Annotated in this window: 22 protein-coding genes, 2 pseudogenes and 2 riboswitches; of the genes and pseudogenes, 8 read left to right on the top strand and 16 right to left on the bottom strand. The window is 40.5% G+C overall.

All coding sequences use genetic code 11. From position 1 onward, the window contains the following. The first annotated feature begins 22 nt into the window (after nt 1–22). The 4 genes and pseudogenes from AC3CAU_RS13530 to AC3CAU_RS13515 all read left to right on the top strand — a co-directional run. The gene (locus AC3CAU_RS13530; RefSeq protein WP_447053513.1) at nt 23–925 is read left to right on the top strand and encodes an MBL fold metallo-hydrolase; all 903 of its coding nucleotides are present in this window, start codon (nt 23–25) and stop codon (nt 923–925) included. A 56-nt stretch (nt 926–981) separates the two neighbouring features. Continuing rightward, a complete protein-coding gene (locus AC3CAU_RS13525) occupies nt 982–2,325 on the top strand; it encodes an OprD family outer membrane porin (RefSeq protein ID WP_447053514.1) in 1,344 nt (447 codons plus the stop codon). A gap of 27 nt (nt 2,326–2,352) precedes the next feature. Continuing rightward, nucleotides 2,353–2,649: a YciI family protein gene (locus AC3CAU_RS13520; protein WP_447053515.1), complete on the top strand. Its 297-nt coding sequence runs from the start codon at nt 2,353–2,355 to the stop codon at nt 2,647–2,649. Nucleotides 2,650–2,820: 171 nt separating this feature from the next. Further along, nucleotides 2,821–2,933: pseudogene (locus tag AC3CAU_RS13515) on the top strand (Fic family protein); the annotation flags it as partial. 265 nt (nt 2,934–3,198) lie between these two features. On the opposite strand, the gene AC3CAU_RS13510 reads toward AC3CAU_RS13515, so the two are convergent. From AC3CAU_RS13510 to AC3CAU_RS13495, 4 genes are all read right to left on the bottom strand, one after another. Next, the gene (locus AC3CAU_RS13510; protein ID WP_447053516.1) at nt 3,199–3,999 is read right to left on the bottom strand and encodes a sulfite exporter TauE/SafE family protein; all 801 of its coding nucleotides are present in this window, start codon (nt 3,997–3,999) and stop codon (nt 3,199–3,201) included. 44 nt (nt 4,000–4,043) lie between these two features. Next, nucleotides 4,044–4,538, bottom strand: a complete 495-nt coding sequence (locus AC3CAU_RS13505) for a flavin reductase (RefSeq protein WP_447053517.1) — start codon at nt 4,536–4,538, stop codon at nt 4,044–4,046. Nucleotides 4,539–4,640: 102 nt separating this feature from the next. Continuing rightward, nucleotides 4,641–5,684 carry a methionine synthase gene (locus AC3CAU_RS13500; RefSeq protein ID WP_131214077.1) on the bottom strand — a complete coding sequence of 348 codons (1,044 nt, stop codon included), beginning with the start codon at nt 5,682–5,684 and terminating at the stop codon, nt 4,641–4,643. 42 nt (nt 5,685–5,726) lie between these two features. After that, nucleotides 5,727–6,725, bottom strand: coding sequence for a putative oxygenase MesX (locus AC3CAU_RS13495; protein WP_424620306.1), 999 nt, complete (start codon nt 6,723–6,725; stop codon nt 5,727–5,729). Between the two features lie 480 nt (nt 6,726–7,205). Further along, nucleotides 7,206–7,272, top strand: a riboswitch (Fluoride riboswitch). A 59-nt stretch (nt 7,273–7,331) separates the two neighbouring features. Here AC3CAU_RS13495 and crcB point away from each other — a divergent pair. Both crcB and AC3CAU_RS13485 read left to right on the top strand, forming a co-directional pair. Then, nucleotides 7,332–7,712 carry a fluoride efflux transporter CrcB gene (gene crcB, locus AC3CAU_RS13490; protein WP_424620304.1) on the top strand — a complete coding sequence of 127 codons (381 nt, stop codon included), beginning with the start codon at nt 7,332–7,334 and terminating at the stop codon, nt 7,710–7,712. Between the two features lie 116 nt (nt 7,713–7,828). Beyond that, a pseudogene (locus AC3CAU_RS13485) lies at nt 7,829–8,497 on the top strand (epoxyqueuosine reductase QueH). Here the strand turns inward: AC3CAU_RS13485 and AC3CAU_RS13480 are convergent. The 6 genes from AC3CAU_RS13480 to AC3CAU_RS13455 all read right to left on the bottom strand — a co-directional run bounded on the left by AC3CAU_RS13480 (nt 8,494) and on the right by AC3CAU_RS13455 (nt 17,961). Next, the gene (locus AC3CAU_RS13480) at nt 8,494–9,888 is read right to left on the bottom strand and encodes a methylenetetrahydrofolate reductase C-terminal domain-containing protein (protein WP_447053519.1); all 1,395 of its coding nucleotides are present in this window, start codon (nt 9,886–9,888) and stop codon (nt 8,494–8,496) included. The pseudogene AC3CAU_RS13485 and the gene AC3CAU_RS13480 sit on opposite strands and share 4 nt — an antisense overlap. Before the next feature lie 122 nt (nt 9,889–10,010). Continuing rightward, nucleotides 10,011–11,147 carry a 5-methyltetrahydropteroyltriglutamate--homocysteine S-methyltransferase gene (locus AC3CAU_RS13475; RefSeq protein WP_131214083.1) on the bottom strand — a complete coding sequence of 379 codons (1,137 nt, stop codon included), beginning with the start codon at nt 11,145–11,147 and terminating at the stop codon, nt 10,011–10,013. 324 nt (nt 11,148–11,471) lie between these two features. After that, nucleotides 11,472–11,622: riboswitch (cobalamin riboswitch) on the bottom strand. Between the two features lie 178 nt (nt 11,623–11,800). Next, entirely contained in the window at nt 11,801–14,959 is a 3,159-nt protein-coding gene (locus AC3CAU_RS13470) for an efflux RND transporter permease subunit (RefSeq protein ID WP_447053520.1), read from the bottom strand. Beyond that, nucleotides 14,949–16,178, bottom strand: a complete 1,230-nt coding sequence (locus AC3CAU_RS13465) for an efflux RND transporter periplasmic adaptor subunit (RefSeq protein ID WP_447053521.1) — start codon at nt 16,176–16,178, stop codon at nt 14,949–14,951. The genes AC3CAU_RS13470 and AC3CAU_RS13465 overlap by 11 nt, the downstream gene beginning before the upstream one ends. 1 nt (nt 16,179) lies before the next feature. Then, nucleotides 16,180–17,502, bottom strand: a complete 1,323-nt coding sequence (locus AC3CAU_RS13460) for a TolC family protein (protein ID WP_447053522.1) — start codon at nt 17,500–17,502, stop codon at nt 16,180–16,182. 48 nt (nt 17,503–17,550) lie between these two features. After that, a complete protein-coding gene (locus tag AC3CAU_RS13455) occupies nt 17,551–17,961 on the bottom strand; it encodes a cation efflux protein, CzcI-like (RefSeq protein ID WP_447053523.1) in 411 nt (136 codons plus the stop codon). A 160-nt stretch (nt 17,962–18,121) separates the two neighbouring features. Between AC3CAU_RS13455 and AC3CAU_RS13450 the strand changes: the two genes are divergently transcribed. Both AC3CAU_RS13450 and AC3CAU_RS13445 read left to right on the top strand, forming a co-directional pair. Beyond that, a complete protein-coding gene (locus tag AC3CAU_RS13450) occupies nt 18,122–18,661 on the top strand; it encodes a hypothetical protein (RefSeq protein WP_447053524.1) in 540 nt (179 codons plus the stop codon). A gap of 260 nt (nt 18,662–18,921) precedes the next feature. Further along, nucleotides 18,922–19,713 (top strand): suppressor of fused domain protein, encoded by a 792-nt coding sequence (locus AC3CAU_RS13445; RefSeq protein ID WP_447053525.1) that lies wholly within the window; start codon nt 18,922–18,924, stop codon nt 19,711–19,713. Between the two features lie 244 nt (nt 19,714–19,957). Here the strand turns inward: AC3CAU_RS13445 and AC3CAU_RS13440 are convergent, their stop codons facing one another. From AC3CAU_RS13440 to AC3CAU_RS13415, 6 genes are all read right to left on the bottom strand, one after another. Further along, nucleotides 19,958–22,063, bottom strand: a complete 2,106-nt coding sequence (locus AC3CAU_RS13440) for a DUF3987 domain-containing protein (RefSeq protein WP_447053526.1) — start codon at nt 22,061–22,063, stop codon at nt 19,958–19,960. Between the two features lie 134 nt (nt 22,064–22,197). Beyond that, entirely contained in the window at nt 22,198–22,377 is a 180-nt protein-coding gene (locus AC3CAU_RS13435; protein ID WP_447053527.1) for a hypothetical protein, read from the bottom strand. A 2-nt stretch (nt 22,378–22,379) separates the two neighbouring features. After that, nucleotides 22,380–22,718 carry a hypothetical protein gene (locus AC3CAU_RS13430; RefSeq protein WP_447053528.1) on the bottom strand — a complete coding sequence of 113 codons (339 nt, stop codon included), beginning with the start codon at nt 22,716–22,718 and terminating at the stop codon, nt 22,380–22,382. 3 nt (nt 22,719–22,721) lie between these two features. Then, the gene (locus AC3CAU_RS13425) at nt 22,722–23,405 is read right to left on the bottom strand and encodes a Rha family transcriptional regulator (RefSeq protein WP_447053529.1); all 684 of its coding nucleotides are present in this window, start codon (nt 23,403–23,405) and stop codon (nt 22,722–22,724) included. Between the two features lie 3 nt (nt 23,406–23,408). Further along, entirely contained in the window at nt 23,409–23,624 is a 216-nt protein-coding gene (locus AC3CAU_RS13420) for a transcriptional regulator (RefSeq protein ID WP_447053530.1), read from the bottom strand. Nucleotides 23,625–23,754: 130 nt separating this feature from the next. Beyond that, nucleotides 23,755–24,960 (bottom strand): hypothetical protein, encoded by a 1,206-nt coding sequence (locus tag AC3CAU_RS13415; protein WP_447053531.1) that lies wholly within the window; start codon nt 24,958–24,960, stop codon nt 23,755–23,757. Between the last annotated feature and the right edge of the window lie 44 nt (nt 24,961–25,004).

The following is a 25,004-nucleotide window of genomic DNA, read 5'->3' as shown; positions in this document are numbered from 1 at the left end:
AATATTTGTTAAGGAGTGACTCATGATTGAATCAAGAATGATTGGTGAAGTAAAAGTAACCCGTATCCATGAATATGCTGGCCCGAGCCATGATCCAAAATTTTTATTTCCGACAGCAGATCAGAGTCTATTAGAAGATCATAAAGATATGCTGGCACCGCATCATTGGATTCCACAAATGAATCGCCTCATTGTCAGCATTCAATTTTGGGTGGTTCATGCGGGCAATAATATTATTGTGATTGATACCGGTGTTGGTAATTTCAAACAGCGCCCAGAAATTCCGCGTATGCATATGCTGAATAATTTGATTACTGAATGGATGACTGCTGCTGGCGCACCTCCTGAAAAAGTAACTCATGTGGTGATTACCCATTTACATTCTGATCATGTTGGCTGGAATACCATCTGGAAAGACAACCGCTGGACACCGACTTTCCCGAATGCCAAGTATTATTTACCTAAAGAGGACTTTGATTTCTGTCATCAGGGTAAAAATAAAGAACCCGGCGTGATTGATGTTTTTGGCGACTCTTTCTTTGATAGCGTGATGCCTGTCTATAACGAAGGCTTGGTTGAATTTATTCAGCCTCATACTGAAATTGCCGATTGTTTAGTGGTTGAACCTGCACCCGGTCACAGCCCCGGACAAGTCACTTTCCGTGTCAGCTCCCAAGGAGAAGAGGCGATTTTTTGTGGCGACGTATTCCATAGTCCGCTCCAAATTGTTCGCCCCGAAATCAATTCAGGCTATTGCATCTGGCCAGATATCGCGCGAAAAACTCGACTTGAATGTCTAGAGCGCGCCGTGAGCCGTGAAGCTTTACTCTTGCCTGTACATTTTGGTGATCCCTACTGTGGTTATATTCGTAAACAAGATAATGGATTTATCTTTGAACCTTCAGACACATGGGCTCGCGTTTAATTCACCGCTTCAGCTTTCTAGATAATAGTTTGTAATACCTAAAAGGATTTTTAAAAATGAAAAAACCAGTAAATAAAAATTTACTGGTTATGGGGACGCTTTGCCTATCCATAACCAGCATCAACACGGCCAATGCTGATTTTATTGATGACACAAAATTTAATGTGCTCGCAAAAAACTATTATTTCAATCGTGACTTTCGTAAAGGCGAATACAACTCTGCAGGTCAAAATGCTCAATTACCTGTATCTGAACGTAAAGGTTACCGCGAAGAATGGACCCAAGGTTTTATTGCCAATATGGAAACAGGCTGGACAGATACGTCCATCCAATTTGGCTTGAATGGCTATGCCCTGGTTGCTTTAAAACTCGATAGTGATGGATATCGAACCGGTACAAACAACTTAGAAGTGGACTCAAATGGCAAACCGAAATCAGCGACTGCTGAATTCGGTGGTGCCTTACGGGCAAAATATAATAAAACCGAAGCTTTGCTCGGTAATCAATTTCCGAATAATCCGATTGTTGGTACTAACTATTCTCGCCTGCTTCCCTCTATGTCGACGGGTTTATCGATAAAAGATAATAGCTTTGATCATCTCAATTTAGATTTTGGTTATTTCACTCAAATGAGTCCTGTTGATTCAACTGACCGTCTCAACTATTTCAATACGGATTATAACAATGGAATTCAGGCTGATTCTGTCAGCTATTTAGGTGGAACATATAAACTCAATAATATTGAAACATCGCTGTATGTGTCTGAATTAGAAAATGTCTGGATGCAATATTATGTAGGGGCAAAATATAAACATCAAATTGATGCCCAATCAGGTTTCAATCTACAAACCAATAACTACATTAACCGAGATACTGGTGATGCCACGGGCGGAAATATCAGTACCGGTCTGGTTTCCTTGACAGGCAGCTATAAACTATCCAACCATAATTTCAGTTTAGCGTACCAACAAGTTTTAGGTGATGAACCTTTTGACTGGATTGGATTTAGAAATAACGGCGGGATTGCCACTATTCCTAATAGTGTACAGTTTGCAACATTTACGGAAGCCAAAGAAAAATCAGCTCAAGTGAAATATGAAATTGACTTCTCACCTTATGGAATCGAAGGTCTTTCTTTTATGACGCGCTATCTATATGGCTGGGATATGGATAATACGGGTAGTGATAACAAACTGTATACCAAACGTCATATTTACGATCAAAATATTGAGAATAAACATTGGGAAAGAGATATCGAATTACGCTACAAAGTTAAGCAAGGCTTTGCAAAAGATCTTGATGTGCGTCTTCGTCAAGCCACTCATAGGTCAACTACAGGCTATAGATATGGGAATATTGATGAATTCCGTTTAATTCTTGAATATCCATTTTCATTCTAATAAAACTTTATCTGTGAGAAAATCAAAATGCCTTATGTTATAGAAACTTGGGACAAAATAGATCACCAGCCTCTTAGAAAAAAATTACGACAAGAGCATTTAAATTATTTAAATCAAAACCTTAAATTGCTTTTATCCTGTGGTGCAAAACTGGATGATCATGGTCAAGACTTAGGAGGTGGAGTCTATATCATTGATGTAGATACACGAGAAGCTGCTCAAAAATTTATTGAACAAGATCCTTTTTTCATTGGTGGCTTATTTCAAAAAATCAAAATAGACGGTTGGAGGAAAGCCTATTTTGATGGCAAATTTTGTCTGTGAATAGAGACAGATAATCAGGGCAGGCCCTAAGCCTGCCCCTCATTCGCTCTACCTTAATACTGACTTTTAAAATTATAATTACTGTATTTATATCATTAAATTTAAAAAAGTTGCCATAAAAACAACCGTACAAATAAATTTTTAAGTGGAATCTACTTAAGCAATATGGTCCTGTTTGAAATCATTGATAATTTAAAAATAAGTTAGAGCAGCATCGCCCGCCATCTCTTGCAATTGTAAAAGACTTACAAGAAGACCTTATTGTACGATGGCTTTTATTCAGTTGGTTTCCGACTCTGTACTAGAAGGGTTTAAACCCTATCAAGTTGTATTAGGTATTTTATTTAGATCAGCTTGAGTGATAGCTTGATCTCTAGTGCTAGATGTATGGGTATATAGCTGTACCAAATTCTCCTTTTAGATCCTATTATTTTTAGCGGGATTACCATTTAAGCTAAATATAATTACCCCGATAGGGATTCAATAAGATCTACAGTTAAAAGCCTACATTGAGCAGGCTATTCAATATCAAGAGAGAATTAGTTGATTTCAGATCAAACCTTTGAAAAGGAAAAAACACCCCACAATGACTAATAATACTGAGAAACATTTTTTCAGCATTTGCGGTGATAGCGCATGCGCTGCTTTTGCACCTAACTTTGCTGTAAAGAAACTCATGAGGCTGATGCCTAAGAATGCATAAGTATGTACATAGCCTATACTATTGGGAACAGCCGCATGTGCTTTCATCCCAAAAATCATAAAGCCCAAAGCACCTGCAATGGCAATCGGTAGACCACATGCAGCCGATGTTCCGACCGCCTTTTGCATCACCACACCATAACGGGTGAGATATGGCACAGTGACACTACCACCGCCAATCCCAAAAATGGCTGAAGCCACACCAATCACAGAACCTGCAGCAATTTGTTTACCTGTTGAAGGCAAAGATTTTGTTGAATCGACTGCCTTTTTAGCACCAGTAAACATGGTATATGCTACCCAAATCAAGAATAAACCAACAATGAGTTGAAGATGTATTCCTGAAAGCCATCCTGCAATGGCTGCTCCGGCAAAACAGCCGATCGCCATTGGTGGCGCCAGGTTTTTAAATACCGGCCACATCACCGCACCATTTTTATGGTGTGCCATCAATGAGCTAATCGATGTGACAATGATGGTCGCTAATGAGGTCCCTAATGCCAAATGCATGATGACATCAGAACTGTAATCCATTTGGGTAAAGACGATAAACAAGAGTGGGACGATAATGGTGCCACCCCCGACACCGAAGAGACCTGCTGCAAATCCAGCAAATGCCCCGATGATTAAAAAAATAATAAGTTCCACGATATACTGACTTTTAAAGAATGGAATATTGAAGCAATGAGTAATTAAGCGAGTTCGAGTTGACCGACTTGATGATAAGCACGGTTAAAATAAACTAGGCTTTCTTCTTGCTGACTTTGCTTAATTGCTACGACACGACATAAAAATATACTATGCGTGCCCACGTTTTGAATCTCTTCAATTTGGCAATCAAAACTAACAAGTGCATCTTCGAGAATCGGAGAACCTGTTTTTAGTGTTGTCCAAGCACCTAATTGAAAGCGCTGTTCCGAACTGAATTTGCTCGATGCAAATACATTTGAGATCTGTTCATGCTGTGTGCTGAGTACATTCACAGACAGAACTTTATTTTCAATAAAATGTGCATGTGAGCGAGATGATTGATTCATGCAAACCAGTAATGTCGGCGGTGTATCGGACACACTACATACAGCAGATGCCGTAAAACCATGCATTCCTGCTGTACCTTGTGTTGTAATTACATTCACAGCAGTCGTTAACAAGGACATTGCATTTCTAAAGTCGGTTGCTTCAATCATCTCTTCTATCTCACATGTGTATATGCTTTGTCTCTTACTCAAGTCAGGGAAATGGATGATTTGATATATCATCCACCCTGCCCTTATTGAGACAGCTTAGAATTAAGCGGTCAGTTCTTGACGAACAATCGCAGCACCTGCGCTCAGTGCTTCGAGTTTGCCGCGAGCGACTTGACGAGATAAAGGTGTCATACCACAGTTGGTTGATGGATAAAGCTTGTCCGCATCAACAAATTGCAACGCTTTGCGCAGTGTATTTGCGACTTCTTCAGGGGTTTCGATTTGGTTGGTCGCCACATCAATCGCCCCAACCATGACTTTTTTGCCACGAATCAGTTCAATCAAATCCATCGGTACACGTGAGTTTTGACACTCAAGCGAAATGATATCTAGCTTTGATTGCTGCAATTTCGGGAATGCTTGCTCGTATTGACGCCATTCATTACCTAAAGTCTTTTTCCAATCGGTATTGGCTTTAATGCCATAACCGTAGCAAATGTGTACCGCAGTTTCACATTTCAGCCCTTCAAGCGCACGTTCTAAAGTCGCCACGCCCCAATCATTCACTTCATCAAAGAACACGTTAAAGGCAGGTTCATCAAACTGAATGATATCCACTCCTGCCGCCTCTAACTCAAGCGCTTCTTGGTTCAAAATTTTGGCAAATTCCCACGCCAATTTTTCACGGCTCTTATAATGACCATCATAAAGCGTGTCAATCATAGTCATCGGACCAGGTAACGCCCATTTGATCGGTTGATTGGTTTGGCTACGCAAGAATTTCGCATCCTCTACGAACACAGATTGTTTACGCGAAACTTCACCCACCACTGATGGCACGCTGGCATCATAACGGTTACGGATACGCATGGTTTCACGCTTTTCAAAGTCCACACCTTCAAGATGCTCGATGAAGGTCGTCACGAAGTGCTGACGGGTTTGTTCACCATCACTTACGATATCGATCCCTGCTTGACGTTGCTCATGTAGAGACAACTTTAAGGCATCACGTTTCGCTTCAAGCAACTCTTCGCCTTCAAGTTTCCAAGCTGACCAAAGTTTTTCAGGTTCAGCGAGCCAAGAAGGTTTCGGTAAGCTGCCAGCAGTTGAGGTTGGGAGTAACATTTTTGGTTGTACAAGTGCCATGTTTAATCTTCTTTATAAAATTTCGTGAATCTATTTGGTGTATTAGGCAGCTTGATTTTGCTGAGCATTGGCTACAGTGAAGTTAGCAGCCCATTCATCAAGGATGTCTTTATATGGTTTGATGAAGTTTTCTTCTGTCCATTTACCTTGTTTCACAGCCAATTCACCACGTTCAACACGGTCATAGACAATACGAGTCAATGAATAATCCCCATAGCTCAAGCTTGGCTGATACACCACACCTGCAGGTGAATTGGTATTATAAATTTCAGGACGATAGATTCTTTGGAAGCTTTCCATGGTGCTGATCGCGCTGATCAATTCGAAATCAGTGTAATCACGTAATAAGTCACCTGCACAGTAGAATGCTAAAGGTGCATTGCCATTTTCAGGTTTGAAATAACGAACGCTTAAACCCATTTTTGCGAAGTATTCATCGGTACGTGAATAGTCTTCATTAGTATATTCCACACCTAAAATCGGGTGAACATTGGCAGTGCGGTAATAAGTTTTAGTCGTTGAAACACTTAAACAAATCACAGGCTGTTTGTTAAATTCAGCTTTAAAGGCTTCTGAATTTACAAGATGTTGATACAACTTGCCGTGTAGATCACCAAAGTCTTCAGGCTTTTCATTGAACTTGCAACCCAGTGATGGCAATACCACACTAAAGTCATAATCACGCACATAAGATGAAAAGCTGTTGCCAATCATGCCTTCAATACGTTCATTAGTATGATGATCGATAATGGTACTTTTTAAGGTTTCAATGAATGGGAAAGTTTGACCCTTGCCTTCGATATCAATTTCCGCAGAGATGATATCGATTTCAAGTGAATAACGATCACCTTTTGGATTGTCGACCGTTGCCAAGCTATTAAAACGGTTATTGATCATTGCTAAAGTGCGACGAAGATTTTCTTGGCGGCTTTCACCACGTGCCAAATTAGCAAAGTTAGTCGTCAAACGTGTATTGTTTGCTGGCTCGTAGTTCTCATCAAAACGAATGCGTTTAATTGAACATTGAAATGCTGTACTCATGGAGATGTACCCTAAATTTTTTTAAATAAAAGCTAAATTTCTGTATGAGGCAATTAAAGCCTGAATTTAAACATGAGTAAAACGATATAAATTCAATAAAAGATGAGTAAAATTCACTTTAAAGCTGGTTTTTATAAATAAGTCTCTTCGTATTGACTACAAAAGGATCTCACCAATAATAAAATTATCTCTTAAAAAACAAGGTTTAAAGTTAATTAAATAAACTGTATTTTCAATCAACCAGATGCTCGAGGACAATTGATTGGTTATACAGTGATCCAAAATGTGAAAGTGTGGTGACTCACCCAAATGAGTATTTTCATACGCATTATATTAATGATCAGGCCAATATTTCTGGCCATGTAGAAGCTTATTCAGTTGCAAAAGGTACTACTCTCAAGTTACCTGTTGAATAACTGAGGTTGTAGTCCCGAATATTACGAATCACTTGACGATGCCATTCACGAGTATAAAATAGCGCGCATATAAGGAGATGGTATTCCTCCTTCTACAAACCGCCATTCTGGCTGATGATGCCTACGTAACTCTCTTTCCAGGTAGAGTGCGTAGGTTTGCGCTCTATTTTTTATTTGGAGCGCTTTTACCATGTATTTATCTCTTCTCTCAATTGCTCTTGGCTCTGTACTCGGTGCCTGGTTACGTTGGGGAATCAGTTTAAAATTTAACAGTGTGTTTGAACATATTCCCTTTGGTACTTTCATTGTCAACTTGGTCGGTGCTTTTATTATCGGACTTGCAGTTTCATTTTTCTCTAACAGTTCAATCACTCCAAACTATAAGCTGTTTTTAGTGACTGGATTTTGTGGTGCATTGACCACATTCTCTACCTTTTCTGTAGAAGTGGTTGAGTTATTACAAGCATTAAAATTTGAATATGCCATTTCCAGCATTGCGATTCATGTTGTGGGTTCGTTGATCTTTACGGTTTTGGGAATGCTGACTTATCAATTCGCGACGAATCACTAAAAGCAAAAGACTAATTGAATTTTTCTCATCTTGGTATTAGAAAATATCAGCATATCGAAGCTTCATGACGTGCTTAAATCACTAAAATATAGGGTTTAGATTTAAACCCTATAATTATGTCGAATAAACTTGAACGTCAAAAACTGACTCTCTCAGAAGGTCATGAAAAACTTTTGCTTCACTCCTGCTGTGCCCCATGCTCAGGTGAAGTGATGGAAACCCTGATCGAATCAGGTATCGACTTTTCGATCTTTTTCTATAATCCGAATATTCACCCTGTCAAAGAATATGAAATTCGTAAGGAAGAAAATATTCGCTTTGCAGAGAAGCACAATATTCCGTTTATTGACTGCGACTATGACAAAGATAATTGGTTTGAACGGGCCAAAGGCATGGAAAATGAACCTGAAAAAGGCATTCGCTGCACTATGTGTTTCGATATGCGCTTTGAACGAACAGCTCTTTACGTTGCAGAACATGGCTTTAACCTGATGAGTAGTTCACTGAATATTTCCCGTTGGAAAAACATGCAGCAGCTTAATGACTGTGGCAATCGCTCTGCATCGCATTATGAAGGTATTACTTATTGGGATTACAACTGGCGTAAAAATGGTAGCGCTGTTCGTATGCTCGAGATTAGTAAGCAATAAGAGTTTTACCAACAGGAATATTGTAGCTGTGTTTATTCACTACGCGATACCAACCGTTGGCGTATGAGTAATGGCCGTGATCGAATTAAACACGGCGTGAAGTTCTATTGCAATGCGATGAAAGATGAGACTTAAGCTTCTGTCGCTGCATACCAATTTTTCCAAGAACTGGTTCCGCGTACCTCAATCGGCACCGTTGGAATCAGTTTTTCTTTTAAGACTTCGGTTTGTTCAACCGCTTTGGCGAGTCTGGCTTTAACTGAGTGAATGCATTCCCGATCACCAAATTCACAGCGATCCAAAGTCGTTCCGCCACATGGTCCATTGGCTAAACCCTTCGGACAGGTTTCCGGGCAGATATATAAGGTATCACCCAAACGGCATTGCCCACAACTTTCACAGCCCACTACCCCGTGCTTACTGATATATTCAGTCTTCAGTAATGCTTTTGCTGCAGGTGTATTTTCCCACCATGCGGCTCTAAAAATAAAACGTCCAACACCCTTAGCAATTTTGGATTCAAATAATGCCTCATGCATGAAATGCAGTTGCTGATATTTAATGATCTGGCTGGATGTCGGTTGACGGGAATAATAAGGCAATTCCGGTACAAACTCTTTGCCAGTCTTTACTTGCCAGAGGGAATTCCAGAGTGATTCAAGTTCATCTAAAGTTAGATGCCGATATTGCTCGATATAGCTTTCGAGTAGCATCTGCTCTTCAGGCTTGTGACAGGCAGATAGATGAATGCCAGCAAAACCAAGATGCTTGCACATCAGCATCTGTAAAGCACAGCGCAAATACACCCGCTCGTTCAGTCCTGTCTGTTTTTCATCTGTTAGCACCTGCAGCATATGCGGTGTGATGACGATGCCAGCGACCTGATGTTTCACCATAAAATTGGCACGCGCCAAACTGAGGGGCATGACACAGGCGAGTATTTTCTGCGTGTACTGATGATGATTTAAAAATATCTTGGCTTGTTTTAAAGCATTCATGTCGTAACCCAATTGCGTGATAATAAAATCCGCACCTGCCTTAAGCTTCTTGTGCAGTTTTAAATATTGTGCGTCACGCTCAGCTTCGGCATATTTAAACGGATTAAAGGTTACCCCCAGATAAAATCCGCCATGACGCTTGGCTGCCATCACCGCATTGACCGACTCCAGGTATCGGGTGCGTAGTGATCCATCTTCTCCATGACAATGTTCTTTCAGCTTGTCGCCTGTCAGCAATAAAAGATTGTTGATCTTCGCTGCTTTGGCTTGCTGTAAGAATAACTCAAAATCCTGAATATCCTGCCCTTTTCCGGCAAAATGTAAAACCTTGTCGACTGAATCGGGGTACTGTTGGCTCGCTGCAAGCGGTGTCACATCATGATCTGAATGGACACGGTCTGCCAATGTCATCACTGCAGGATATCTGGCAAATTCAGTTTTCACAGGGAAAATCTCATTCAGTGAAGTAAGGTATTCCACCAGGATACAAAACTGGTTGTTCTGAAAACAGGAAGATAATTGAGACATAGACAAAGGAGATCTAAAGGATTAAAAAGAAATCAAGCTGAATTATAGGCCAGAAAGATTGAAATACTACCTGTCACTACCCGTAAATAGTGGTGACAGAAGTGATGCCTCCTAAGTGGTAATTATCCCCACACCTCTTTCGCGACTTCATTCATCAGTTTGATTTTCTTCCACTGGGTATCGTAGGACACCTTGTTGCCTTCTTCCATCGAAGCAAAACCACTCTGAAGACACAGGCCTAACCGCTCTAATGGCAGGAAGTTAGAAGCAGTTTGAATACGAGTTATGATCTCGGATCTGGTTTCCACCCTTTCAGTTTTGGTTGAGATCAAACCTAAGAACACTTCTGCTTGCGCGCTCTGCAGTTTGGCTAGAGGTTCAAAACCACCCGCTCGCTCAGTATCAAATTCCAGGAAATAGCGATCGATATTTTGAAGTTCGTTTAAAACATGATCTGCAATAAAGTCATAGTCACCCTGATACAGCCAGCTCGAACTAAAGTTTCCACGTTCGATATGCAAGGCAACAAACAGATCAGCAGGCTTATTGTCTAAGGCCATATTTAATGCTTTGACACAGCAGCCAGCCAGTTCTACCGGATTCATCCCCTGCTCAAGCTCCTGCGTACGATAGCGTTCATCACACAGATATGCCAAAAACTGGTCATTGATCTGGATATAGCGGCAGCCCTGATCATAAAGTGCAGTTATTGCTTCTCGAAAACATAGACCCAAATCTTGGATATAGGCATCTAAGTCACCCGCATAATAACGGTTATTACGCAGATACGGATACAGCATCATATTCGGACTAGGCAGACAATATTTGGCTGTGGCAAAACCTTCAATCGCTTGGTGCAAATAGCGATAGTGCGCTAAACAGTTGTGATCTGCATTAAAGAAAATCTTGTCAGTAACCCGAACATCATAGGGTTTACTGATGACATCTTTATATTTTAAGCCATCCCGTATTTTATGGCCTTCAATTCCATCGAGCTGTTCCAGGAAATCAAAATGCCACCAGGCACGGCGAAAATCACCATCTGTCATCACTGAACAATCGAGATCGAGCTGGATATCGACCAGATTATCAATTTCTGCATTTTCAACCTGTCGCAAAGTTTCTTCATAAATGACACGATCCGCAAAATCATAACGTGCCTTCTTTAATTTTAGCGCTCTTAAGAAGCTGCCGATATGTTCTGCTTTATTACCTGCATACTGAGTTTTAGCAGCTTGAGTGGTATTGCTTGTGGTCATTGTTTTAATTCATTGTCGTATAAATGCCATGAATGGATCAGCATTTATTTAAATAGAGGGAGGCAGAACATCACTTGGTCAACCGAGGACGTTGAGTCAATAAAATATTTCTGTCAGGAATTAGATTTCAACAGCTCAATCAGCTGAAGGAGATAGGCAAAAAAAAGGAATAAAAATAAAATAGTTTAAAAATAAGCATAATTTACCTGAACACACGCCCCGTGCGATATCGAAATGGATGATGCTAGAGTGATATAGGCGCGCAAAAGTAAATTGAAAAAGATCAAATCAAATTAAGACATCCCCTATTAACGCCCACCGCATTATTTTGGTCTGCTTTAGGCCGGTCTCCGGACTTAAGGATATTGAGTTAATACCCTATTCACCGTTGCGGGGGCAGTGTTAGCTTGCACAAATGTGCACTAACTTCCCAGTTTCACTTCTCTAAGGAAGCACCTGAAGCGATGCAAAGCCTAAGGTTAAGTTTTTGCTAAGTCAAACAGTTTATGATGATTTCTCCTCCCCTCTCAGATACTCCAAAACAACTCCACTCATCCTGAGATGATTCACTTATTCGGCATTCTTTGCTTAGACAGACACAAGATAATCCTTTTCAAGATCATCCTGTGTCTATTTACTTCATTTTGTGAGCATTATTTTGTTTCTGATTTGGAGTATTTTTGATGACTGTTCATCCAGCGATACAGTACTGGTAAAAGCACTAAAGTCAGCAAGGTAGATGAAAGAATCCCGCCAATCACTACGGTTGCCAGTGGCCGTTGAACCTCAGCGCCTGTTCCGGTTGCCAGCGCCATCGGTACAAAGCCCAGTGAAGCCACGCAAGCTGTCATCAACACTGGTCTTAAGCGCAAAATAGCCCCCTGCCACACGGCTTCATGCACTGGATATTTATCCCTTAATTCTTTAATGAAGGTCAACATCACCAGTCCATTGAGGACTGCAACACCAGATAAGGCAATAAAACCAATCCCAGCTGACATCGATAATGGTATATCCCTTAGCCAAAGAAATACCACACCACCGGTCAAGGCAAAGGGTACCCCGGTAAAGACCAATAGACTTTCTTTAACATTGTGAAAGACCGCCATCAGTAAAATAAAGATGGTAATTAAAGCCAGTGGAATCACGATTTGCATCCGTGCTTTAGCTGAAGCCAAATTTTCAAACTGACCGCCATATTCAATCCAATAGCCACTTGGCAAATTGTATGCTTTGAGCTGTGTCTGCACCTCAGATACAAAAGAGCCTAAATCACGCCCTTCAACATTCGTTGTGACCACAACTCGGCGCTTACCATTTTCTCGGCTGACTTGATTAATGCCTTCAATGGTAGAAACTTGTGCGATATCAGACAATAAAATACTGCCGCCATTTGGAAGCTGGATCGGTAACTGGGAAACAGATGCAACACTTCGATTTTGCTCACTCAAACGAATAATAAAATCAAAACGACGATCGCCTTCTAGAATCTCTCCTACGCTTTGTCCACCAATACTTGCAGCCACCACATCCTGAATAGATTTCACGCTCAAGCCATATTGGGCAGCTAAAGCTTTATCAATCTCTACATTGAGTAAAGGCAGACCCGAAGTTTGTTCAACTTTTACCACACTGCTACCTGCGACTTGCTGAATGATTTTCGCGATTTTTGCAGCCTCAGTATTCAAAACCTGCATGTCATCACCAAAAACCTTCACCCCCACATCACTACGTACCCCTGAAATCAGTTCATTAAAACGTAGCTCAATAGGCTGAGAAAACTCACTATTATTGCCGGGAATTGTCGCAAGATAAGCTTCCATTCGGGTTCGAAGTGCATCCAGGCTTTCTTTTGAATCTGGCCATTCCTCACCTGGTTTCAGCATGATATAACCATCGGAAATATTCGGTGGCATCACATCTGTCGCCACTTCAGCAGTCCCGGTACGGGCAAATACAGCTTTAATTTCGGGAAAGTTTTTCAGTAAAAGCTTTTCGGTATTTTCCTGCATACGTAATGATTCTTCTAGTCCTGTACTTGGCGAGCGTAATTGCTGTACCGCAAAATCACCCTCACTCAGCTGGGGTGCAAACTCACTACCAATTTTCGTGCTGAGCAGACCGGTGATGACCAGGAGACAAGCGGCAAAAGTTAAAACCACCGCCTTGTATTGATAAGCCATATCCAGTATCTGCTGATATCGGGTTTTGAGCCAGATCATCCAGCGACTTTCTGTTTCTTTGATCTCCCCTTTAACCCATAAAGCAACCGCAGCAGGCACAAAGGTGACCGATAAAATAATAGCTGCCACCAGTGCGAGAACAACGGTTAAAGCCATCGGATGAAATAGTTTTGCTTCTACGCCACTTAAAGCAAAAATTGGTAAATACACCACCAAAATAATAAGCTGACCAAAAATAAGAGGACGACGTGCTTGCCGGGCAGCCAGAAAAACTTCCTTAAAGCGCTCATTTTGTGTGAGAGGTCGTTTTAACAGTTGCTGTGCATGGGCTAAACGCCGGATACAGTTTTCGACAATCACCACAGCACCATCGACAATGATGCCGAAATCGAGTGCACCTAAACTCATCAGATTGGCACTGATATTTTTCTGTGCCATCCCGGTTAAGGTAAACAGCATAGAGAGTGGAATGACACAGGCAGTAATCAAGGCAGCACGGATATTCCCTAAAAACAGGAACAGAATGATGATGACCAGGATTGCTCCCTCTACCAAGTTTTTCTGAACGGTTTTAATCGCCTTCTCAACCAAGGTGGTACGGTCGTACACCGTTTCAATCACCACCCCTTTAGGCAAACTATTCTGAATATCTTGAAGCTTGGCATCCACAGCTTTAGAAACAGTCCGGCTATTTCCACCCATCGCCATCATGGCAATCCCTAAAACGGTTTCTTTACCATTATAGGTTGCGCCACCGGTTCTTAAATCATGCCCAATAGAGACTTGCGCAATATCACCAACCCGAATTGGGCTGCCATTTGGGCTACCCAGCATGGTGTTCTCAATATCAGAAAGACCATTGAATTTACCCGGTATACGTACCGTCAGTTGCTGACCATTGGCTTCAATATAACCTGCACCTCGGTTCTCATTATTTTGTGCTAAAGCCTGTTGCAGTTGTTCTAATGAGATATTCAGTTGCTGCATCCGGTTTAAATCAGGAGAGACCACATAGGTTTTTTCAAAACCACCAATACTGTTGACCTCTGCGACCCCCTCAACACGTTGCAGTTGAGGACGCACAATCCAGTCCTGAATCTCACGCAAATCCATCGCCGTGTATGCAGTTTCATCCGGCTTTTTCGCATTCGGATCTGCCTTCAGTACCCATTGATAAATCTCACCCAGACCAGTTGAAACGGGTGACATCGTCGGTGCGATTTGAGCAGGCAACTCAGATTGCACCTCCTGTACCCGTTGGTTAATCTGCTGACGGGCCCAATAAATATCAGTGCCATCTTTAAAGACGATGGTGACTTGAGAGAGTCCGTAACGGGATATGGAACGGGTAAGCTCCAGATTCGGAATGCCTGCCATGGCATTTTCAATAGGATAGGTAATCCGCTGTTCGACCTCAAGCGCAGTGAAACCATTGGCTTGAGTATTAATCTGGACTTGAGTATTGGTAATGTCGGGTACAGCATCAATTGGAAGTTTCTGATAGCTATACACCCCGACCGCAATCCAGGTACAGACAAAGAGCATCACCCAAATCGCATTTTGTATGGAAAAATGAATGATTCTTTCGAATAAACCTTCTGGTTTCGGCAGATCAGAATTAATGCTCATGGCCTGCCTCGTCTTTTTCTAATTCAGATTTGAGCAAGAAACTGCCTTGAGCGATATACTTCTGCCCTTCGGTCAGCCCAGAAATCACTTCAAGCCATTGTCCATCACTTGAAGCCTGCCCCAGTTGCACTTTCTGTGCTTTCAAACGGACTTGGCCTTTTTGTTCTGAATCTATGATGAAAATACTGTCTTCACCTTCAATACTTTGCAGCGCAGACTTTTGAATCCGTAGGGCTGATTTTGTAGGAGCTTCCGAAATCAATACCCTCACCAACACATTAGGACGCAACTCAGCCGCTTGCGCATCGAGTTTTGCACGCACCACCAGACGCCCTGTTTGTACATCTGCCTGAGAGGTTAAGCTTTGTACAATAGCCCTATAGGTTTGTTGTGAATCATTCACTTTAAAGTCAATTTTTTGTCCGGCTTGCAGTTGACCTGAGAATTGATTCGGCAAATTAAACTCAAGCCATAAATCTTTCAGCTGCTCAATAACAAAGAGTTGATCAGCCAGTTGCACATTTTCACCAACCACAATATCTTTTTGACTGATCACCCCGGAGATCGGTGCTCGAATCAAAAAGCGTCCATTGTTATTGCCGCTCGCCCCTAATGCATTTAAACGTGCTTGTGAGGACTGGACAGTAATCTGTGCTTGACGGTAGGCACTTTCTGCACGCTGGTAATCCTGTTTGGCAGAAATCCCCTGTGACCAGAGTTGCTGTTCGCGCTGGTAATCTTGACGGGCCAAATCCAGATTCGCCTGTGCCATACGCAAGGTTGCCTGTTGGTCGATCAGTTCAGGAACGATCAGTACAGCCAGCGTTTGCCCTTTTTGCACGCTCTGTCCTAAAGCCACATTGACCTGCTCAACATGACCACTAAAGTTAGGGGAGATATGCGCTTGTTGATCGGTATTCACCACCAATTTACCTGGCAGGGTCGTGAGCTTTTCAACCAATCCTGTGGATGCAACAGCAACTTTTAAACCTTGTTCAACCATTTGTTGGCTGGTCAGTTGTATTTCGCCTTCTTCAGCATGTCCTTCTTCAGAACTTTCTTCATCAGAATGTTCAGCATTTCCCTCATCATGGCCATGTCCCTCAGATTCATTTGTTTTGGAACTTAACCAAATAGTGACACTGACCAAGATCGTGATAATAATCAAAATCGTGATCATGAGAGACTGAGATAATTTTCCGTTTTGCTTGGCTTTCATTTTATCGTGCTCCCCCATTGATTAAGTTTTGTGATGCTTCGACTACCTTTTTATTCAGTTGTATATAGGCATCCGAACGGCTAATTTCTTCATAACTTGTGCCAATACTGAGTGCTTCAGCTGTGAGGGTCGTTTGCCAAGCCTGACGTAGAATTTGTAATTGACCCAATCGAAGATTCTGCAGTTGAGTGGTTGCTTGCTGAACGTCGGTAATTGACAGTTTTCCTGCCTGAAAACCTTGTAAAGTACGGCTCTGAACTTTGGTCGCCAATGTAAGTTGTGCTGTGGTGGCATCGAACTGGCTACGTAAACCTTTGAGCTGATGCATGCTGTTGGCAATATCGAGTATTTGTTGCTTCAGCTCACGCTGCTGCTGTTGGTTCAGCAGTATTTGCTGTTGCTGGACCATCGGGATCGCATATTGCTGGCGGTTAAAAATATTCAGGGGAATATCCACGCCCATTGCCAAAGTCGTATCGTTACTTTCATTGGGAGTTTTGCTACGTTTCATGCCTACATTTAAATTGGGATTGGGACGTGCCTGTATTCTTAGATTTTCAATTTGATGATCCGATTGCTGAATATTCAAGGCATACAGTTTTTCTAGCCACCCTTCAGCGATATAACGTTGTACAGTTTGATGACTTTGCTCTGGCCAAGGAATAGCGGTTTTATTCAATTGAAGGTGTGAAGACGTTTCTCCCCACAAATGAGACAGCTGACGACCAGCGGATTGTTGATTCAGCATCGCTTGCTGATAAAGTCGTTGGAATTCTAGCGCTTCAATTTGAGCGCGCTCAAAATCAACCAGTGCAATACTGCCGGCCTGATAGCGTTTCTGCGCACTGTCCAGATTGGCTTTACTTGTTTTTAACTGTACTGAATAAGCAGACTGTTCAACCTCAGCAAGTGCAAATTGCGACCATGCAAATCTAACAATCAGTTGGCTTTGCGCCTTCCATAATTGCTGTTGCAATTGGATTTGTTGATCCGAGGTATTGGCAATCACCTGATTCAGCTTACGCTGACCAAATAGATCTAGTGGTTGACGAATACCGACATTGAATTCCTGTTCTTGATCCGAGCCAAAGCCAGATTGCTCTATGCTTATACTTGGATTCTGCCATAACCGGCTTTGCTGGATATTCAATTCAGAAATCTGCTGGCCTTGTTGCCACAGCTGATCTTGAGTCTGGTAACTTTGTACTTTTGCTAAAGCGGATTCAAAGCTGGTAACGTTTTCAGCATGGCTGTATTGCATAGCTGCTGTACACACACAGGCAAGCAAACTATGACAGAAGAATGCCATTGATTGTAAAGACATGATTTTTCCCACTTATTTAAATAATAAAAGTGGTGGGAATGTTTTAGGCTACCCCACCATGAGCGGGGAAAATTCGGGAGGTGGGCTTTGTTGAAACAGATCAGGTGGCTGATAACTGTTATTCCAATAGAAATGTGGAATAGTTTTATCATCTGAAGGTAGAGTTAACAGGCTGATTTTTTCATTTTGCACAATCAAGTGCGTCATCGACGGTAGATGATCTTGATGATCTTCACCGATTTCTAAATCGCTACTGACTGTTTTTATGTTTTCTGACTGTCCATTATGATCGTGTTGACGACTATCGCTGGCACATAAGGTATTTTGGTGATGACCAAAATGATAAGTTTGCAACACCTGCGCCTGCTCTTCATGGACACAAAAGGCTGCCGCCACGTTCCACAGGCTTTGGAACATGAACAGGGTCACCAATACTGTAATCCATTTTACTGAACGCATAATTGCATCAAAATTAATATTTGAATTGATTATAAGGCTTGGAGTAAGACTAAGGTCAATAGTTTGCTAATAAAAAATAGTAAGCTTAAGGGGATTTTTAGAGTTTTTTAAATTCTTCTAGTTAGTCATTTTATTTAAATAAAAGGCGTCTACATACTCGGTGGCTATTCAGTTTTGCTATTGGTCTTACCCTAGACAAACATTATTTACTAATGTAGAGGTAAGAAAAATTTTAAGAAAGTTCGATAGTGATATGTTATCTCATAGTCTATGGATACTTTCAGATATAGTTAATAAAGAAAATTCCTGGTTAAGTTTTGGCAGATTTTTCTTTAAAAATATCTGGCCTAAAGAAAATTTTTGTCAAACGTCAAAAACATCTGAAAGGTTATTAGATTTGGCTATAGAAACATCCGAGTATTTCACAGATATCGTTAAAAATATTGAACCATATTTAAGAAACATTGAACCAACTTCAATTTTCCTATACCAGTTAACTAACAATGAAGATAAATATTTACTGACTGAGAAGTACCCTCAAGAGGTCCTTCTTTTGTTAGACAGAGTGATTGGCCAAAGAATTGAGTCTTATGATAATTCGTTAGCTAAAATACTAGAAAAAATAGTCAAGGAAAAACCTGTACTTAAGAATTCTATAGCTTGGCAGCGTCTTCATAAATTATCAATTAGTGTTTTTTAATTTTGACTCGGCTATTTAAATTTATATTTATCTATAGAAGCCCTGCGATTCTGCGATTTCACCTTGTATCCTGTATGTTGTAGGGCTTTCAGTATCGAGACTCTATAGTTTTCGGTTTTGCGATTCCTCGTATCAATTGCAAAGGAATCGCAGCATATCGCCGTGCTGTATCATCGCCAACTTAGTATAAGAGGCTATCTAACTCTATGTTTATGAATTATTTGATAGAATCACTTCGCATTCATACATAGAGAAAATAAATGTTTAAGAATACGAAGTTTATTAAATTTTTATTGGGGTTCACTGCACTTACGGCGTCTACTATTGGCTTTGCTCAAAATAGCTCAGAAAAAGAATGGCAGCATGTCTATGATGCCCGAGAGGCTTTCTACGAGAAAAATATAGGGAAGCTACCTAATGACATTATGAAAGCCCCTAACTTATTTGGTGTTTGGCCGGGTGGTGGCTTTTACGTAATACCTGCCGACAAAATCAAAAAAGGGCTATGGGTATATTCTACTTTTGGCCTTACCAATACCGACATGCCTGCAAGCTTAACAGCTACAGATATTGAGGTTAAATATAATGACCAAGGTAGGGTTGTTTCCAGCTCATCAAAATTAGAGAAAAAGAGTAAAGCTATATCTGCATCTGGAAAAGCTGGTTATGGATATGAAGTGCTCATGATTGCAAAAGAAAATGCTGAATGGCCACTTTGGTTTATGCAATGGACAGGAAATATAATTCTACTGAACGATGTAGATCTATTGGCCAGAATAGAAAAGAATAATGGCTTAACAGTTGAAGCGATACCTGTAGGTAATAGTGAGAATGACACCATTAATGTGCTTATAGCTAAAGCACAAAAGCCTTTAGCTACAGATATCAAATTGCCTAATGGAAATATGCAGCTTTTAATCGCCACTGTTATTACGGATGATGAAATGCAATGGTCAATAGAAAATGGTCGTGATGCTCTATTAAAGAAACTAATGGATGCAAATATAGGACAGATCAGTGACCGAAATAGATCTTCAGTACTAAAACAGTAGATTCGTAAAATAGATACTACTTAGGAGTTTGTGCGAATTTGCGAATTATAGCTGTATGCCTTGTATAGCTTACTATTCCGTTTCGCGTTCATTATAAATTTAAGTTTGCTAATTGCGAATCATACGATGATTTTCTGTTACTTCGCATTCAATTCGCAGAAGGTTGCACGCCATTTGCACAATAATTGCGAACCCTAAAAGCCTACGACTAAAGGAGTTTAGGGGATAATTCGCAAATTAGCAGCTATTTAAACAATAAAGGGTTTAATTCAATGTGTGTGGACTTGTTGATAGTAATGAGTCGTACATAATTGAATTCGATTAACTCATTAAGGCAATTATCAAATGCTTTCGCCTTTCTTAGATGTGATGGAGCTCCTCTCAGCGCTATTGCTTTAGGGATACAATTGTTTTTTTGCTCCATGCACTTTCGAATAAGCCACTTAATCAACCGTTCAGCATCACTTTCCGTTTTGACTTCAATATCTGCATACATAGCCCATTCATTGAGTGAGTGCTTAACGACCTCACAAGCCCCTGTTAAGGTCTTGGCATCAATCCATTGTAATCCCTCAAAATAAGCGAATACGGTAGCTAAGCGCCGTGCTAATTGACTGGCACGACTGGCAAATGCTTGTAGGTATTCGTAGCGCTTACCTTTGCCCTGTAGTTCCTCAAACATGTTGTAGAACGATGCATCTATATCCCTTGCTTCATCATTCATAGGAATGACATAACGCCCATTGTAAAGTTCTTGCCCCCCTTGTAGTCTAGGGCAGTCATCAAGCAAGTATTCACACCGTGTCCAGTAAGCTATTAACCGATGGTCATGATTGGCATTCTTAGATCGGTAAATAGCATCTTGCAAACGTGTCCCTGCCAAGTTCTCAGGGATGGTTAAAATGAATCTAGGCAAGAAACCTTGGCCACGTAGCACTTGATCTCTCAATGCATCAGATAAAACCTCATGCTGTCCCTGTAAATTAAAGGTCAATCGAACATCATAAGCACGACCACTACCATTTAAATTGGATTTAGACCGGGTGCGCTCCACAAAACCATCATCAAATAATTTGGCATATCCTCCAATCGCTTGGGTGCGGGTATCTCCTTTCATGGTATAACCACCAAAGAACTGACCAGCTTCATCACTAGCAATAGATGCATTATTTAATATGCCATCCACGTAAAGCCCTGCAATAGATTCCAAGGTAATGTCACTGTATAAGGTGCTAGGGTCATTCGGAGGTGGGTTCTCTGCACCGTATGCCTCTTTGTCCTTTTTGTTTAATCCAGCTTGTCCGCTTTGCCATTGTTTAAGGTCACGGCTATATTGTTCATATTGTTTACGTTCATGCTGAATAATGGCCTTGTCTGCCATATTACGACTGGTGCTTTTACGGCTTCCACTTTGTCCTTCAGTGAGTAGATATAAACTGCATGGCTCACCTTGAAGGTTAAATGGATGAGGTGCATTTACGTGGGCTTGAGCAATATGTGACATGGCACCTATGACACATTGAGCTGTCATACCAATTGGCGCTTGTACATACTCAGCAATAGCAATAACGGCATCCCTTGCAAGTGGTGGTAATGCATGGATTGGATAAGTGCTATTTAAGGAAGTTTCAGCCTGCGCCAATGGTAATAGTTCACCCCACTGATTTAAAGCTGGTAATTGCTCAATGGCATAATCAAGAAACGCTTTTACTTCCTCTGCATCGTCATCCTGTGACAGCTCAGTTAAAAACTCACTTTCACCAGCTTTCTGAAATTGATTGAGCAATCGAATGGGGCTATTTTTCTCGAGGTTTTGGAATGCTTCAAGCTGTATATGCTCAGGGCGTACAGGCATATACAACCTGTCAAAACCTGACTTTAAAAGCTGATTAATCACGAACTGCATTTGCTCAAAATCAAATGGCTTGAACTCGATTTGATGAGCATCACATAGGCTTGGTAATACTACCAATGCCACGGCGTAGCCTGTTTGAGAAATCTTAAAGAATGCCTCAAGGTTATAGGTGATGATGACAGGTTTATCCTGGTGCAACTCACCCAACATAGCAAAGCCTTTGGCCACTCCATCGGGGATGACTCGTAAGGGTTGTTTATCTTGTAATATGGCACATTGAACAAGCTCTAATTGAGCGTTATAGATCGGCAGAATTAAAGGATTATCATAGCTCACGCCGTTGATATCTACATGGCACTGGTCCACATAGATCGGCTGTAAAGGACTGCCAAAACGCTGAATGACTGGATGATTGATATAGGTATCATCCAGTGGATTAAGTAATGTGCAATTTGCTAAGATGGTGTCGGGTTTGATGGAGGTGGTGTTATTCATTTGGCACCACCTTTATTGCTTTCTTGCCATTCAAAAGCCAAAGGCAATATTTTCTCAATCATTTCTAATTTGGTTTGGATTTCAAAAATCAGGTTCGCAACAATTTCACCGTTAATGATTAATTCCTTACCATTTTAAAAACAGTTGAAAGTAACGGTTGAAATGTCTTTAGCACTTCCAACAAGGCAATGAATAACATCTTGAGCATTGAGATGGTTTGCATCTTTATGTGGTGTAAAAAATGCGCTGGTACAGCTTAGAGATGGGAAATAATCGTTATTAATTGGTTTCGATTTTTGATTTGAGTTAGGCATGATTAATGCGCTCCTTCATTTGTAGGAGTCTTGCCATTCACGACCAAATGAGGGTGGCAGGACCAGAAAGGGTTGGTCGACTGGTAACGAAGGAAACCAGCACACCCGAAGGTGTCCCTCTCCAGCCCCGCCATAACATGCAGATGCATAGAGATATTACGCACAAAAAAAGTCCTATAAGCGGACTGTACGCCTTCATTGTTATAGCCGACCAAAGCTAATTCATCTGCTTTTTGATGAACGGAACTAGCATAAGCGGAACGTCCACAGCTTGCAACAAGAAAAACAGCAATGGTCCAGATGAAGAGAAGCTTTAGAAGGTTGATAGAGAGCTCTTTCATGCTTTACCCCCTTATTCCGAAATGTTTAGCTAAAACTTCCATTCCTTTAGGCAGAATAAAAAATTCAATTTGGCTATAGCTTCCTAGCTCACCATTGGCTTTGATTCTTGTACACTCTTCATACTTAGTCTCACAGTACCCACGTTCTTGGCTATAGTGGGTAGATGCGCGTGCATTGTTAAGTCGTCTATCCCCACCATGTTTACTGAGCCAATCAGCTAACACAGAACGCTTAATATTGAGAAGCTTGCAAGCCTGTTGGAATTTAACGCCGTGATTGGTTTGAGTTATTACCTTTATGGATTTTTCCAAGCCAGTATTTTTATGCTCTAACTCGATAACCTGTTCTGTGTATTCAAGTAATGCCTTGCGTAGTGCGTGAGGATTGTTAATGTCTACATTGTGCTGTTTGGATTGGCATTCCAGTTCTTGCCAACGATCTACGATATGCGCTGTAAATTCAGGCGAAAGAAGTGCAACAAGGATAAGGCTGTCACGCTTTTTTAGTTCGTAGTAATCAAACCACTGGCCACGGTATTCAAATTTTAGTGGCTCAATTTGAGCGTCTAAAATTTCCGCTGCTAATAAATCCTTAATAGTTCTAATAACATTTTTATGCTCTTTGCCAGTCAATTCTGCTATTTCACGACTAGACATAGTTAGAGTAGGTGAAATGATTTGATTCATGAATTAAGCCTCCATTACAGCAAGGCTTTGCATTTGCTTGTTATGCCATTCAACAAGCTGGGCGTAGTCGAAATAGACCGAGGCTTGCTTAGTATCGCCTGTCTTAATTGGTCGAGGAAATGAGGCGTCAGTACGCACAATATGACGTAAGGATTCACGACTAATGTCCAATAATTCACAAGCTGTTTTGAATTGGACACGTATAGGATTAATGGTCATCTATGCACCTACATGCAAAAATAAGGAGTAGGTGCATAAAAGCAAATTTCATAAGGTGTCATACAAGTGACATGTGCATAAAAAAAGGTGACACCTTTAGGTGACACCTAGAATAAATAATTGAAATATATTATTTTTTTGGATTAGTTATTGCGCAAATTCTTTTAACCAGATTGGTCTGGGTCACTGCTAGATTTTTTAAAATATTAGTAATAGCTGGTGTGTGCTCTTGATGCGGATACTCGTTATTTAGATATTTTGCTTCCCATGCTTGGATGGCTAATAGTAATTCAGGTGCATGCTTTGGATGTTTTTGATCAATTGCAGGATGTATAGATTGTTGAGGTGTATCTTCTCTTTCAGTCTCCCAATGAGATGAATCATTTAGATCAAATGTAGCTAACATATGATCAAAAATTCTTTTAGACTCTTGCTGGTGATAATCTAAAGCAATGTCTAACTTTCTTTTACTAATATTTCCATATCTAACATTTTCATGAATCGTATTACCAATTCGTATATTAACATTCATGTCTTGCAGAGGTTCAAAATAATATAAATCATCACAATCTATTAGAATATGACTCAATTGATAGCTATCAACATGTAGTGAAGATTCAGTAGTATTAAATTTTTCATCATCCAAATAATTTAATACATATGATATAGCCTTTTCAGAATTGACCTTATTTAACTTAAGAAACTCATCCTCTCCTAAGCGTACAAAAACATCAATATGCTTATTAAATTTTGAGTTTTTGAGGAACTTTGAAATAAGTTTTATCGGTCTATTAAATCTTTCCCCAAAATCTTGAATCAAATAAACCAACTCTTCATATTTAATATTATTTCCATCTACTGCCTTAGCAATACTGGTTATTTTTTTACTGTCCTGTAGTGGCTTTTTGAATTCTAATAGCTCAATTAAATTTAGTGCATTAAATTCAGCTAATCTTTGAATTTCAGTTTTTAACCAAGCATATTGTTTAAATTTTTGAGTTAGTTCATGTTCTGCAATTATCTTATTTTCTAAATCATTACCATCAAGCGATTCATGATTATTAAATATGAATGCAAGCAATGCATCCTTTAACTGACCCAAACTCAACTTATCCTCATATACACTCTCAATCATAACTTGGTTATGGATGGTAACTTCTGGAACAATATCACCAGTAATAGAATAAGTAGTTAATGACTCAATAGAGCTTTTTTTTAAAAAATGACCTACTTCATACCACCCAGAATCTGATTTTGCATATAGTTTTTCCAATACGTCTAAAACGGATACATAATTCTTTGCTATAGCTTCATGTTGCTTTGCAAATAAGCTCATTTATGCCTCCCACAGCATCTCCCAAAGAAATAGCTAAGCCAATC

This window comes from Acinetobacter sp. GG23 (assembly GCF_057766365.1).
Note: the sequence above shows the minus strand (reverse complement) of the source record. Positions and strands in the feature narration are given on the sequence as shown.

Coding starts and splice junctions, on each gene's coding strand:
- AC3CAU_RS13530 (WP_447053513.1), top strand. CDS start 23: ATGATTGAATCAAGAATGATTGGTGAAGTAAAAGTAACCCGTATCCAT.
- AC3CAU_RS13525 (WP_447053514.1), top strand. CDS start 982: ATGAAAAAACCAGTAAATAAAAATTTACTGGTTATGGGGACGCTTTGC.
- AC3CAU_RS13520 (WP_447053515.1), top strand. CDS start 2,353: ATGCCTTATGTTATAGAAACTTGGGACAAAATAGATCACCAGCCTCTT.
- AC3CAU_RS13505 (WP_447053517.1), bottom strand. CDS start 4,538: ATGATTGAAGCAACCGACTTTAGAAATGCAATGTCCTTGTTAACGACT.
- AC3CAU_RS13500 (WP_131214077.1), bottom strand. CDS start 5,684: ATGGCACTTGTACAACCAAAAATGTTACTCCCAACCTCAACTGCTGGC.
- AC3CAU_RS13495 (WP_424620306.1), bottom strand. CDS start 6,725: ATGAGTACAGCATTTCAATGTTCAATTAAACGCATTCGTTTTGATGAG.
- crcB (WP_424620304.1), top strand. CDS start 7,332: ATGTATTTATCTCTTCTCTCAATTGCTCTTGGCTCTGTACTCGGTGCC.
- AC3CAU_RS13480 (WP_447053519.1), bottom strand. CDS start 9,888: ATGTCTCAATTATCTTCCTGTTTTCAGAACAACCAGTTTTGTATCCTG.
- AC3CAU_RS13475 (WP_131214083.1), bottom strand. CDS start 11,147: ATGACCACAAGCAATACCACTCAAGCTGCTAAAACTCAGTATGCAGGT.
- AC3CAU_RS13470 (WP_447053520.1), bottom strand. CDS start 14,959: ATGAGCATTAATTCTGATCTGCCGAAACCAGAAGGTTTATTCGAAAGA.
- AC3CAU_RS13465 (WP_447053521.1), bottom strand. CDS start 16,178: ATGAAAGCCAAGCAAAACGGAAAATTATCTCAGTCTCTCATGATCACG.
- AC3CAU_RS13460 (WP_447053522.1), bottom strand. CDS start 17,502: ATGTCTTTACAATCAATGGCATTCTTCTGTCATAGTTTGCTTGCCTGT.
- AC3CAU_RS13455 (WP_447053523.1), bottom strand. CDS start 17,961: ATGCGTTCAGTAAAATGGATTACAGTATTGGTGACCCTGTTCATGTTC.
- AC3CAU_RS13445 (WP_447053525.1), top strand. CDS start 18,922: ATGTTTAAGAATACGAAGTTTATTAAATTTTTATTGGGGTTCACTGCA.
- AC3CAU_RS13440 (WP_447053526.1), bottom strand. CDS start 22,063: ATGAATAACACCACCTCCATCAAACCCGACACCATCTTAGCAAATTGC.
- AC3CAU_RS13435 (WP_447053527.1), bottom strand. CDS start 22,377: ATGCCTAACTCAAATCAAAAATCGAAACCAATTAATAACGATTATTTC.
- AC3CAU_RS13430 (WP_447053528.1), bottom strand. CDS start 22,718: ATGAAAGAGCTCTCTATCAACCTTCTAAAGCTTCTCTTCATCTGGACC.
- AC3CAU_RS13425 (WP_447053529.1), bottom strand. CDS start 23,405: ATGAATCAAATCATTTCACCTACTCTAACTATGTCTAGTCGTGAAATA.
- AC3CAU_RS13420 (WP_447053530.1), bottom strand. CDS start 23,624: ATGACCATTAATCCTATACGTGTCCAATTCAAAACAGCTTGTGAATTA.
- AC3CAU_RS13415 (WP_447053531.1), bottom strand. CDS start 24,960: ATGAGCTTATTTGCAAAGCAACATGAAGCTATAGCAAAGAATTATGTA.